Raw genomic sequence first — 12,095 nt, forward strand, 5'->3', positions numbered from 1 at the left:
TCTCACCAGACCTTGGAGATCCGCATGGCCTTTTCGGTTCCGCCCCTTCCCATGAGCGGCAGCCAGCTCAAATCCGTTCTCGACGCGATCCGGACGCGCGAACCGCTGTCGATGTCCGTACCCGAGATGATCGCGTCCCCGGACCTGGTCGACGGGGACCTCTGCGTCACGGCGGCCGGGATGTTCACCGTCCGCGCGGCGGGGGCAATCGCCAACGCCACCAGCGTGATCGACCTGACCGGCAGCGGGCTGCAGGCCCATCTGCTCGCCCGCATGCCACTGGGCACGGTGGCCGTGCTCCTGGCCGACACGCGCCCGGCGGCTGATTTCGCGGCCGGTGACATCCTGTTCGCGCAGGGCTTCGCCTACCGCGTCGCCCCAGCGGGGGCGAGCGATCATGACCTCACCACGGCCGGGGGCACGAAGCTCTACGTCGTCGGTCAACCGGACGACCCGGCCGCCTATGGCGCAGAGCGGGATGGCGCGACCGACGACGCGGCCCCGGTGCAACGGATGCTCGGGGACACGGCGGACCCGGCGCGCATCGCCTCGCTCGTCTCCATCGGGTCGCGCGCCACGCTGCGCGATGGCGCCTTCGTCAACGAAGCGGCGACCCCGATGCTCGACTTCGCCACAGGCAGCCAGAACGCGAGGGTCGAAGGCGTCGTCATCGACAGCACCGCGGGGGCGACCGTGATCAACGCCAACGCGGCAGGCATCCGCAACGGACGGGTGATGAACGCCACGGTGGACGCCGATGCCTACGGCGTGCTGGTCAACTACGCTGCCGCCGACATCGAGGGGTTCTGGACCACCTTCAGCGACATCCACTCCGACGACGCCGACGCGATCGAGATCAACCTGCCGGACCAGGGGACCGGCAAGTACATCTGGTCGCTGGGCAACCTTCTCTCCGCCGGGCAGGGTTCAACCGTGACGACCGCCGGCTTCGCCGTGGGCCTCGCCGGGCCCCAGGGTCACATCACCGCGCTGAACCAGATCCGCGAAAGCCGGCTCGAGGCGATCCATGTCGAGGACGGGCAGAAGCGCGGGATCGTTGCGCTGAACACGGGCGCGGGCCTCCAGCACGACGGCATCCGCGTGCTGAACCGCGAAAGCACGGATCCGGAGGCGGACGGGCTCGTGCTCCTGGGCAACCACCTGCGCCACGACGGCGCGGGGAGCGGCGTCTACGGCGTGCGCTTCCTGCACGATGGCAACGGCACCCTGCGCCACAACATCACGCTCGCGAATTACCTGGCCGGGTTCGACATCGGTGTGTCGGCCGGGTCGTCGGACCAGGTCGTCGGCGCCAACGTGATCGAGGGCGCGACAATCGGGCTCCAGCTGCTCAACGGCAGCGGGCGGATCACCGACGGCATCCTTTTCAAGGACGGCCCCGACGTGCTCGCCGAGGCGAAGGACCGTTCGCGCATCGACACGCGGCTTGTCTCGGATACGACACCCGCGCAAGTGCTCAATCACACCGGCGCGGGACAATTCCCGGGGGCCTACGTGAAATCCTTCGCCTACCCCGTCTACGGCAGTCACACCGGGTCGGAAACGTTGGAGGATTTCGCGGAGATCTTCCCGATGGGGGCGAACGAACGCATCGCCGGGCGCATCACGCTGATGGCCCATGCGCAGCGCCACTGTTTCTTTTCGGCCGATATCCTGTGGGACGGGGCCACGCTGACCGTGCAGAACATGGTCGAGATGAACCGGCTCGGCTGGCAGACCGAACTGGCGGCGAGCGCGGGAAAGCTGATGCTTCGGGTGAGCATCGCGGCGGCCTATACCGACGTGCGCGTCGACGTGGATTTCGACGGGGTCTACTACAGCCGCGGCTGAGGTCAGGCGGTGCCGTAGGTGTCGCCGTAGCCGTAGCCGTATCCCGGCCCGCGCGGCGGTTTGACCATGTTGAGGACCAGCCCCGTCGCGGGGCTGCCCTTCACGCTTTCGAAAGCATGCAGCGCGTCCTCGATCTGGCGGCGCGGGGTGCGGTCCCAGGCGACCACGAAGAGCACCGCATCGGCCAGCGATCCGGCGATGCGGGCATCGGGCACGACCAGCACCGGCGGCGTGTCGATCAGGACCACGTCGTAGCGCGCCCGGGCCGCTTCCACGAGGTCCGCGAAGCCTTGCGAAGTGAACAGGTCCGCGGCGTTCACGGCACTTTCCCCGGCAAAGAGCATGTCGACGTCCATCAGCGGATCGCGCGTCACCGCGTGCTCCAACTTCACTTCGCCCGACAGGACCGGGACAAGGCCCGCGCCTTGCGTCTCGGTCGCGTAGTGACGAAAAACCCGGCGGCGCAGGTCGCCCTCGATCACCAGCACCGACTTGTTCATACCCCGCAGGTTCTGCGCGAGCGCGAGCGACAGGGTCGTCTTGCCCTCTTCCGGCACGCAGGACGTGACGCAGATCACCCGCGGCGCGGCGTCCCGCACGGTCAGGAGAAGCGACGTGCGCAGGTTGCGCACCGCTTCGGCGGCGGGCGAGCTCGGGTTCCGGGCGAGGTACTCCATCGTCTCGCGCCGGCCGCGCGCGGGCACGTGCGGGACCTGGCCAAGCACCCGGTGACCGGTCGCCCGCTCCAGGTCGCGCGCGGTACGGAACGTGTTGCGCATGCCCTCGCGCAGGAGCGTCAGGACGCCGCCCGCGAAGAGCCCGACGAGCCCGGCCATGACTAGGACCAGCGGCGCGCGCGGCGCGGACGGGGCATCGGGCACCACGGCATGCGACAGAATCCGGCTGTCGGGTTGCTGGACGCCGCGCTTCACGGTGGTCTCCTTCAGCCGGGTGAGGAACGTCTCGTAGAGAACGCGCGTCGCGTCGGCTTCGCGTTCCAGCTGTTGCAACGTGATGAGATCGGCGTTCTGGCTGTCGATCTCGGCCTGAAGCGAGGCAAGCGACCCGCGCAGGGCGGTGAGCTGCCGGTCCACGCGGGCCTGCGCCGTGCGCGCCTCTGCCAGAAGCTGTGCAAACGTGGAGTCGAAGCGGGCGGCGACCTCCGGGTCGTTCACGTCCGGCACGAGCGCGCGCAACGCCGAAGCGTCGGCCACCCGCGCCTGTGCGACCCGGCCCTCGGCCGCCACAAGGTTGGCCACGCGCAGGCGCCGGGTTTCGGCTTGCTGTTCTGCCGCCCGGACCCGCGCGCGCAGGTCCTTGAGCTGGCGTGCGCGGGCGGCCAGCACATCCGGGTTGATCAGGTCGGTGCCGCCACCGAACGCCTGCACCCGGACCTGTGCCTGCTCGAGTTCGTGCTGAAGCGCGGCGACCCGCTCCGACAGCCAGCCGCTGGCCCGATCGGTCGCTTCGAATTTTGCCTGCAGGGTATCCTCGACATAGCGCGCGGCGATCGCATCGGCGATGCGGGCGGACTTGTCCGGGTCGCCGGTCGTGACCGTGATCTCGATCACCGAGGTGCGCGGCACGATCTCGATCGACAGGGCATACAGTAGCCGCGTCACCACCGCGTCCCGCTGTCGCCCGGCAGGGGGCGTGTCGGAGGGCGCACCCCCCAGCCAGCCGCGCAAGCGCTGCAGCGGGCCCGGCGGCGCGAGGGCCGCGTTGAACTCGGGATCATCGGCAAGGGTCAGCGTATCGGCCACCTGGGTCAGAAGATTGCGGCTGCGTAGCACCTCGACCTGCGAATTGACGTCCGTGGTGGCGTCTTCGCGTGCCAGCGTCGCGACGGCGCTGTCCAGGTCGACGATGGTTTCCGGGCGCGCGTTCATCAGGAGGACGGTGGTCGCGCGATACTCCGGACTCGCCAAAACGAAGACGTGGAGTGCGCCCATGAGAAGCGCGGCCAACGTCGTGACGAGGATGATCGGAAGCCCCCGGCGCAGCGTGTCGAAGAGCGCAGCCACCTCGATGGCCGCCGGTTCCCCCTGCCCGCGCGCGGCCCGTATCGGCCCGAAGGAGCGCCCCGCCTCCGTCACGCCCGCCACACGAGCCGGGGGCGCCACTGCAGGCGCGGGGTTGTCGCGGGCCGGACCGGCGCGCGTCTGAGCATCTGGCCCGCCTGCGCGATCAGTGCGAGCACGATGAACTCCGTCAGGAAATGATTCGAGGCGGGCGTCGCCGTGACCAACGTGGCGAGCGGGAAGAGGACGCAGAAGACCGTGAAGGGCGCCGGGGCGGCAAGCATCATCGCACGCAGGACATGTAAGAGACTGGTCAGCAGGACGAGGGCGAGGAAGACGAGCCCCAGCGCCCCGTTGCGCAGGTAGAGCGCGTGGGGAAGGCTGTGGATGTTGTGCACATGCGCCGCGCCGATCGTGGCCGAACTCAGCACCGCGTCGTCCTGCGAGGCGGTCATGTCGACCGTGCGCCCGAACCCGGCCCCCAGAAGCTGTTGCAAGGGCCCGGCATCCGCCATCGCCTGGTTCACCAGCCGGATTTCGTAGAGCCGCTGCGCGAGCGCCGTGATCTCGTCCAGCGCGCGGGTGCCCGTCATCAGGGTCTGAAGCTCGATCAGCCGGCGGTTCAGGCTCGTCCCCGGCTCGGCGAGCGCCCCGATCTCGAGCGCCGTGAAGCTTGCGACGATCCCGGCGACTGCGGCCAGGAAGACACCAAGGAAGAGCCAACGGCGGTAGATGACCGCCCCCAGCGCGACGCAGACGGCCAGGGTGACGAGCCCCGCGCGGTTCAGCCCGCCGGAGTTCAGCACGAAAGGCAGAATGCAGAGCAGTGCCCAGCCGATCCGCCGCTCGCCCAGTGCGAAGATGACCGCGAGGCAGATGAGCATGTTGGCGATCGCGATGTCCGGTCCGATCCCGGCGAAAGCAAATAGGGCGAAGAGAGCCGCGACCCACTTTCCGAAGCGCAGGATGTCCGTGCGCCCGCAGTCCAGCGTGGAGACGTAGAGCGTGAAGAGCAGCACGTTCAGCCAGTAGATCGTCGTCGACACGAGATAGAGCGGCGCGTTGCCCGCCACGGTGCCGATCGCCGCCCCGGACACGATCATCAGGCACAACACGACGACATGGGGCAGTACCGACCGCTCGACCTGGAGGCGCGGGCCGTCCGGCATGCGCACATGGGCCATGAGCCAGAGGAAGAGGGCCCCGAACACGACGAGCGCCAGCGCGCCGTTGAGGAAGGCGTCCAGACCGAAGCCGCCCCCCATGAGGCGCCCGGTCACCGACACCGCGACCACCAGGGTGAAATACCCCGAAATCGCCGTCTGAGCCTCGATCCGCATCCGTGTTCGCCTTCCGCTGGCGCGTTTTGAAATTCTTATCGCTAAAGTGGTAATTTTTGTGATAACACAACTTAAAGGATATTTGGAGCCCGCATTTTGCCGGCCGTTTTCTCGGCGTAGGCGGCACACCGCGGGGCGGCGTTCGGCAGGTGACGTGACCCGACCATGAGACTTCCCGTGGACCTCCTGGGCCAATCCGGCCTCCGCCTCTCGTTTCCCGGGGCCACGGTCTATGTCGATCCCTACCTCTCCAATTCCGTGGGCGAGCACGAAGGCCCCGCCTTCGACCGGCTGGTCCCGATCCCCGTGAACCCGGCCGATGTTGATGACGCGGATGTCATTCTGATCACACACGACCACCTCGACCATTGCGACCCGCAGACGCTGCTCGCGATCGCCCGAACCTCGCCGAACGCGCGTTTCGTCGGCCCGCGTCCCGTGCTCGACCGGTTATCGGATTGGGGGATCGCGGACGCGCGGCTGGGCCTTGCCGCCGAGGGTTGGACGCTGCTGGCCGACGACCTTCACCTCCGGGCTGTTCCCGCGGCACATCCGGAGGTCACGCGCGACAGGGACGGCAATCTCGCCTGCGTGGGCTACCTGCTGCGCGCAGCGGGGCGCACGCTCTACATCTCCGGCGACACCGGTGCAGATCCGGAGGTCGTGCGCGCGGTGCGGGACGAGGGGCCGATCCACGCCGCCATCCTCCCGGTGAACGAACGCAACCATTACCGCGACCGGCAGGGCATCCTCGGCAACATGTCGGTACGCGAAGCCTTCGCCTTCGCCGCCGAGATCGGCGCCGACCAGGTCGTGCCGGTCCACTGGGACATGTTCGCCCCCGACAGCGTGGACCCCGACGAGATCCGCCTGCTGCACGACCGGCTCTCTCCGCCCTTTCGCCTGTCGCTGTCGCCGTCGCACCTGAGCCTCGGCGACACGGATGTGAGCATCGTCATCCGCACCTTCAACGAGGCGCGTCACCTGGATGACTTGCTCACCGCGATCGACCGTCAGGAGACGCATGATCTCTCGGTCGAGGTGGTGGTCGTCGATTCCGGGTCCACGGATGGAACGCTCGACATCGCGCGGCGCCACGATTGCCGGGTGGTGGGGATCGACCAGTCCGAGTTTTCCTTCGGCCGCTCGCTCAACCTGGGCTGCGCGCGGGCGCGGGGTGATATCCTCGTCGCGATCTCGGGCCATTGCGTGCCGGTCGCCGCGCATTGGCTGCAACGGCTCTGCGATCCGCTGATCTCGGGCACGGCGCACTACGCCTACGGCCGCCAGACCGGCGGGCCGGACAGCAACTTCAGCGAGTGCCGGCTCTTCGCCATGACCTACCCGCCCGAGAGCCGGCTGCCGCAGGACGGGTTCTTCTGCAACAACGCCAACGCGGCGATCCTGCGCGAGACGTGGGACCACTACCGTTTCGACGAAGAGGTGCCGGGGCTCGAGGACATGGAGCTCGCCCGCCGGCTCGTCGCGGACGGCGGCAAGGTCGCCTATGTCGCCGAGGCGGGCGTCCATCACTACCATTACGAGACCTGGCCGCAGGTCCGCCGACGGTTCGAGCGCGAGGCGATCGCCCTTCGCAAGGTCATGCCGCAGGTGCGCTTCGGCCTGTGGGACATGCTCCGCTATGCCGGCGTGGGCACGTTGCGCGACTGGCTCGCCGACCAGGCCGCGACCGGCACGGCCACCCCCCGCCTCGCCATGCTGCGATACCGCTGGAACCAGTATCTGGGCGCCTGGCGGGGCGGGCGCGAGCACCGGAAACTGTCCGAGGCCGAGAAGGAAAAGTATTTCTTCCCGCGCTGAGGCGGGCCCTGTCCAAGACGAAGGAACGCATCATGTCAAACGCCCCCCGCATCGTCGCGCTGCTGCCCATGAAGGCGCACAGTCAGCGCGTGCCGGCCAAGAATTTCCGCGACTTCTGCGGACGGCCCCTGTTTCGTTGGGTGCTGGACATGCTGCTCTCGATCGAGGCAATCGACGAGGTGGTGATCAACACCGACGCGCGTGCCGAGCTTGCCCGCCACGGGCTGACCGAAGGCGGCCGGGTGCGTATCCGCGACCGGCGGGCCGACCTGTGCGGCGACACTGTGTCGATGAACCGGATCCTCGCCGACGATGTCGCCCGGGTGCCGGCCGATCTCTACTTGATGACGCACACCACGAACCCGCTTCTGCGGCGCGAGACGGTGACCGGCGCGTTGGCCGCGTACGGCCGGGCCCGGGCGCGCGGCACGGCAGATTCACTGTTCACCGTGACGAAGGTCCAGACCCGGTTCTACCGCGCGGACGCGAGCCCGGTGAACCACGACCCGGCAAACCTGGTGCAGACCCAGGACTTGGAACCATGGTTCGAGGAAAACTCGAACCTCTACCTCTTCACGCCCGAAAGCTTCGCGGCCACCGGCGCACGGATCGGGGCCGCGCCGATGCTTCACGAGACGGACCCGGCCCACAGCATCGACATCGACACGCCCGGCGACTGGGACCTCGCGGAAATCGCGGCCCGGGCGCGCCGGCTGCGGGAGGCCGTCGGGGCATGAAGATCCTCGTCACCTGTCCCCCGATGCTGGGCATGATCGACCGCTTCCGGGACCGTTTCACCGCGCTCGGCGCCACGCTCACCGCGCCGGAGGTGGTGCAGACCCTCTCGGTCGACGAACTCATCGCGCTGGTGCCGCACCATGACGGCTGGATCATCGGCGACGATCCGGCGACGCGGGCCGTCTTCGAAGCGGGCATGGCCGGACGGCTGCGCGCCGCCGTGAAATGGGGGATCGGGACGGACAACGTGGCCCTTGACGCCTGCGCGGCGCTGGGTCTGCCGATCACCAACACGCCGGACATGTTCGGGGGCGAAGTCGCCGACATCGCGGTCGGCTACGTCATCGCGCTGGCGCGCGAGACCTTCGGGATCGACCGGGGTGTGCGGGCCGGGGGCTGGCCGAAGCCCTGCGGCATTTCTCTTGCCGGCCGGACGGTCGCGCTCGTGGGCTATGGCGACGTGGGCCGCAACATCGCGCGGCGACTGATGGCGGCGGACATGCGTGTCGTGGCCTACGATCCCGGCGCGGCGTTGGAGCCCGCCGACCCGGTGATCCGCCGCAGTTGGCCCGAGAGGCTGGAAGAGGCCGATTTCCTCGTCATGTGCTGCGCGCTCACCCCGTCGAGCCGGCACATGCTGAACCCGGGAACACTGGCGCGGGCGAAGCCGGGGCTGCGCGTCGTGAACGTGGCGCGGGGGCCGGTGATCGACGAGGCCGCACTGATCGCTGCATTGGAGAGCGGCCACGTCCACTCCGCCGCGCTCGACGTGTTCGAGGTCGAGCCCCTGCCCGCGACCAGTGCCCTGCGCGCGCACCCGCGCTGCGTCTTCGGATCGCACAACGCCTCGAACACCGCCGACGCCGTGGAACGGACGAGCCACATGGCCATCGACCGGCTGGCGGAATTTCTCGCACGCGAGGCCAGTCCGTCATGAAACGCGTCGTGGTGGCGGGCGGCAGCAGTGGGCAATCGGACGATTCGCGAATGGGAGTGAGCCAATGAAGGACACGCATGCAGCGGATGACCCGCTTCTTGCCACCCGGGCGCAGGTGAACCCCTACCTGCGGGCCCTGTCGCTCATCTCGCACCAACTGGCCTGGGACCTGCGTCCCGCCGCCTGGTCGTCGCGGCGGCGGCTGAAGGCGCTGCGGGACACGAAGACCGGCAAGGCGGTGATCCTGTGCAACGGGCCCTCTCTCAACAAGGTGGATTTCGACCATCTCGCGGGCCGCGCGTTCACCTTCGGGCTGAACAAGATCAATCTCCTGTTCGACCGCACGCCGTTTCGCCCCGATGCCATCGTCGCTGTGAACGAGCTGGTCCTCGAACAGAACAGCGCGTTCTTCGAGGACACCGACATCCCCCTGTTCCTCGACAGCGCGGCCTGCCTCGACGGGCTCGTCTCGCCCGCGCCCCGGCGGTATTTCCTGCGCAGCGCGGATATCCCGAAGTTCGCCCGTGACTGTTCGATGGCCGTCCACCAGGGGGCGACGGTGACTTACGTGGCCCTTCAGCTCGCCTTTCACATGGGGTTTCGGGAGGTGGCTCTCGTCGGCGCCGATCACAGCTTCGCGGCGAAAGGACCGGCCAACAAGGCCGTGCGCGCCGGGGCGACGGACGTGGACCACTTCGACCCGAACTATTTCGCGCGGGGCGTCCAATGGCAGTTGCCGGACCTTTTCGAAAGCGAAGTCTCCTACATGCGCGCGCGCAACATGTACGAGGCGGCCGGACGGCGGATCGTGAATTGCACCGAGGGCGGCAAGCTCGAAATCTTCGAGCGCCAGCCCCTCGCGCAATTCCTCGACCCCTGACCCGGCCGGCCGCCCGTGTCACTCGATCAGGGTCTCGCCCTCGATCATCGTCTCGGCCTCGATCAGCCCGATGGTCTCGAGCAAGGCTCCAAGCCCCGGCACCACGCGCGCCGCGGCTGTCAGGGACACTCCCAGCGACAGCATCAGTGCAGCCCCACGATCTGCGCCGCGGTGGTCCCGCTCGCCCAGACGCGGCGTGCGCGAAGCGGCAGAATGATCCCCGCCGCGATGGTGAGCGTCACATCGGAGCCGTTCGCGAGCGTGACGTGCAGCGTGCCCGCCGCCCCGCAATTGATCGCGCGGGTCACGAAGGGCAGGTCGGTGCCGTCATCCGGCGTAATCGCGAAACCGCCCTGGGGCGGGGACTCCAGCCCGATGGCAAAGGACTCGAACTCGTCTTTCATGGCGTGCCTCATGTCTGTCGCGGTGGCCTGCGCCCGATGAGGGGACGCAGGCCGGGCACGTTAGGAACAAGCCATGAACGACCCGTGACCGCAGCGCACGGCAGGGGTCAGAGCCCCCGCTCCGCCAGCGCCGCGTCGAGCGCGGCGAGGTCTGCCGAGGCGAGGACCGGCACCAGGGCGCGGATGTCCGCGAGATCTCGGTCCCACCAGGCCAGCCGGTCGAGCCGATCGCAGACGTCATCGGGGAACCGCCGCCGGACGACCCTGCCGGGGTTGCCCGCCACGATCGACCAGCTCGGCACGTCACGAGTAACGATTGCGCCGGCGCCCACGATGACCCCGTCGCCCAGCGTCACCCCCGGCATGATGCGGGCGCCGTCGCCGACCCAGACGTCATTTCCGATCACCGTGTCGGCGCCCTTGGCGAACTCCTCGTCGAAGTACGGAAAGAGCGCTTGGTCGAAGACCGCGAAGGGATAGCTCGTGAACCATCGCTTCGGGTGGTCCGCCGATGACGTGATGAACCGGGTGCCGTTCGCGAACTGGCAGAACTTGCCGATGATCAGCCGCTCCGGCGCGCCGGGGTGCAGGTAGGGCGCGATCCGCGCGGCATAGTCGGTGACCGGCTCGAAGTCGTTGTAATAGGTGAAATCGCCCACCTCGATATTCGGGTGGTCGATCACGGACCCGAGCCAGACGGTATTGGTGTAGGGCGTGCCATCGGGCAACGTGATGGGGTGACGCTGGTCCGCGTCGAGAAAAGGGACAGCCATGCTGAACGCTCCGTTTTCGGTTGCGAAAAGGGTTATGCGGTCAGCGTCTTGTCCATTTCATCCTCCATCGGTGATGCCCCTGTCATACAGGAGCGCCGCGACCTGTCAACGTCGGCGGCGCGGCAGCCGGATCCATCGCACACGCCACAGGAACAGCACCAGCCCCACGACGAGCAACGCAAGCCAGCCCACGAGCCAATAGAACGCGTCGTTGTCGTTCACCCCCGGCATGCCGCCCACGTTCACGCCGAACAGGCCGGTGAGAAAGCCCAGCGGCAGGAAGATCACCGACACGACGGACATGACGAACATGTTCTGGTTCAGCCGGTCGGAGAGCTGGCCGGAGAGCTCTTCGCGCAGGACCATCGCCTGGTCGCGCAGCTCGTCGAGGTCCTCGACCACCCGTGTCATCTTCTGCGCTTCTTCCTCGATCTCGCGATGCGTCTCTTCGTCCACCACGGGGCTGCGGGCGTCCGCGATGCCGTGGATCACGTCGCGCTGGGGCGCAATGAAACGGCGGGCGGCGATGACCTTGAGCCGCAGGTCCACCACCGCGCCGCGCAGGTTGTCGCCCTCCTCGCGCACGATCTGGTCCTCGAGCGCCTCCATCTGCGCGTCGAGATCGGACTGGAAATCGGCGATCCTGCCGGTGATGTCCTCGATCAGGAGCGTGAGGAACGCCCCGGCCGTCGTGGGCCCCTCACCTTTCGCCAGCAATGCGTCCATGCGCTCCACGGCCCGCACCCGGCGCAGGGCGACCGTGACGATGCGGTGCGCGTCGACCCAGATGCGCAGGCTGATCATGTCCTCGGGGTCTTCGCCCTCGTTGAAGTTGATCGCGCGCAGGATGATCATCAGCCCCTCGCCCAGACGCATCATGCGCGGGCGCGAGGCCGGGTCGACCAGCGCCTCGATCGCCTGCGGGTCGAGGTAGTCGAGATGCTCCGTGATCCACGGGCCCGCGTCCGGGTGGGTGCCGTCGAGATGGACCCAGCCCAGCGTTTCGGCCTTCAGGACATGGCGCAGCGTCTCGTCATCGAGCGCCCGCCCCCGGTCCGGGCCGTCGAGCACGTGGGCGTATCTTATGTGGGCATCGAACATGGCGAAAAGTCTGGCCGAGCATCGCGGGATTGAAAAGCAAAACCCGCGCCGGGCACACCGCCCAAAGAGAAGGGCCGCCCGAAGGCGGCCCTGTCCATGTCGTCACGCGTGTCGGGCGCAGTGCGCCCGGTCGCGATCACTCGATGATTTTCGACACGACGCCGGAGCCGACGGTGCGGCCGCCTTCGCGGATGGCGAAGCGGAGGCCGTCTTCCATGGCGATCGGCGC

The 12,095-nt window shown here is 68.3% G+C and carries 12 protein-coding genes; 5 read left to right on the forward strand and 7 right to left on the reverse strand.

Translation table 11 applies throughout. From position 1 onward, the window contains the following. The first annotated feature begins 24 nt into the window (after window positions 1-24). Window positions 25-1,851, forward strand: a complete 1,827-nt coding sequence (locus tag GQE99_RS20910; protein WP_161353870.1) for a hypothetical protein — start codon at window positions 25-27, stop codon at window positions 1,849-1,851. A 2-nt stretch (window positions 1,852-1,853) separates the two neighbouring features. On the opposite strand, the gene GQE99_RS21930 is transcribed toward GQE99_RS20910, so the two are convergent. Next, the gene (locus tag GQE99_RS21930) at window positions 1,854-3,947 is read right to left on the reverse strand and encodes a polysaccharide biosynthesis tyrosine autokinase (RefSeq protein WP_161353871.1); all 2,094 of its coding nucleotides are present in this window, start codon (window positions 3,945-3,947) and stop codon (window positions 1,854-1,856) included. Continuing rightward, window positions 3,944-5,212 (reverse strand): hypothetical protein, encoded by a 1,269-nt coding sequence (locus GQE99_RS20920; RefSeq protein WP_161353872.1) that lies wholly within the window; start codon window positions 5,210-5,212, stop codon window positions 3,944-3,946. The genes GQE99_RS21930 and GQE99_RS20920 overlap by 4 nt, the downstream gene beginning before the upstream one ends. A 165-nt stretch (window positions 5,213-5,377) precedes the next feature. Here GQE99_RS20920 and GQE99_RS20925 point away from each other — a divergent pair, with 165 nt between their 5' ends. From GQE99_RS20925 to GQE99_RS20940, 4 genes are all read left to right on the forward strand, one after another. Continuing rightward, on the forward strand, window positions 5,378-7,033 hold the full coding sequence (locus tag GQE99_RS20925) for an MBL fold metallo-hydrolase (protein ID WP_161353873.1): 1,656 nt from the start codon (window positions 5,378-5,380) through the stop codon (window positions 7,031-7,033). A 32-nt stretch (window positions 7,034-7,065) separates the two neighbouring features. Further along, window positions 7,066-7,770, forward strand: a complete 705-nt coding sequence (locus tag GQE99_RS20930; RefSeq protein ID WP_235917323.1) for an acylneuraminate cytidylyltransferase family protein — start codon at window positions 7,066-7,068, stop codon at window positions 7,768-7,770. Beyond that, the gene (locus GQE99_RS20935; protein WP_161353874.1) at window positions 7,767-8,708 is read left to right on the forward strand and encodes a phosphoglycerate dehydrogenase; all 942 of its coding nucleotides are present in this window, start codon (window positions 7,767-7,769) and stop codon (window positions 8,706-8,708) included. Before GQE99_RS20930 ends, GQE99_RS20935 begins: the two co-directional genes overlap by 4 nt. A gap of 64 nt (window positions 8,709-8,772) precedes the next feature. Beyond that, window positions 8,773-9,588 carry a 6-hydroxymethylpterin diphosphokinase MptE-like protein gene (locus GQE99_RS20940; RefSeq protein WP_161353875.1) on the forward strand — a complete coding sequence of 272 codons (816 nt, stop codon included), beginning with the start codon at window positions 8,773-8,775 and terminating at the stop codon, window positions 9,586-9,588. Between the two features lie 18 nt (window positions 9,589-9,606). Here the strand turns inward: GQE99_RS20940 and GQE99_RS21800 are convergent, their stop codons facing one another. From GQE99_RS21800 to GQE99_RS21805, 5 genes are all read right to left on the reverse strand, one after another. Then, window positions 9,607-9,732 (reverse strand): hypothetical protein, encoded by a 126-nt coding sequence (locus GQE99_RS21800; RefSeq protein ID WP_268892768.1) that lies wholly within the window; start codon window positions 9,730-9,732, stop codon window positions 9,607-9,609. Beyond that, window positions 9,732-9,992, reverse strand: coding sequence for a spike base protein, RCAP_Rcc01079 family (locus GQE99_RS20945; protein WP_161353876.1), 261 nt, complete (start codon window positions 9,990-9,992; stop codon window positions 9,732-9,734). The genes GQE99_RS21800 and GQE99_RS20945 overlap by 1 nt, the downstream gene beginning before the upstream one ends. 107 nt (window positions 9,993-10,099) lie before the next feature. Then, on the reverse strand, window positions 10,100-10,765 hold the full coding sequence (locus GQE99_RS21935) for a CatB-related O-acetyltransferase (protein WP_161353877.1): 666 nt from the start codon (window positions 10,763-10,765) through the stop codon (window positions 10,100-10,102). A 105-nt stretch (window positions 10,766-10,870) separates the two neighbouring features. Further along, window positions 10,871-11,866, reverse strand: a complete 996-nt coding sequence (locus GQE99_RS20955; protein WP_161353878.1) for a zinc transporter ZntB — start codon at window positions 11,864-11,866, stop codon at window positions 10,871-10,873. Window positions 11,867-12,002: 136 nt separating this feature from the next. Then, window positions 12,003-12,095, reverse strand: a 93-nt coding sequence (locus tag GQE99_RS21805) for an EF-Tu C-terminal domain-related protein (protein WP_202530580.1), incomplete at its 5' end; no start/stop codon positions are given.

The sequence above is a fragment of the Maritimibacter harenae genome (assembly GCF_009882975.1).
Lineage (GTDB): Bacteria > Pseudomonadota > Alphaproteobacteria > Rhodobacterales > Rhodobacteraceae > Maritimibacter > Maritimibacter harenae.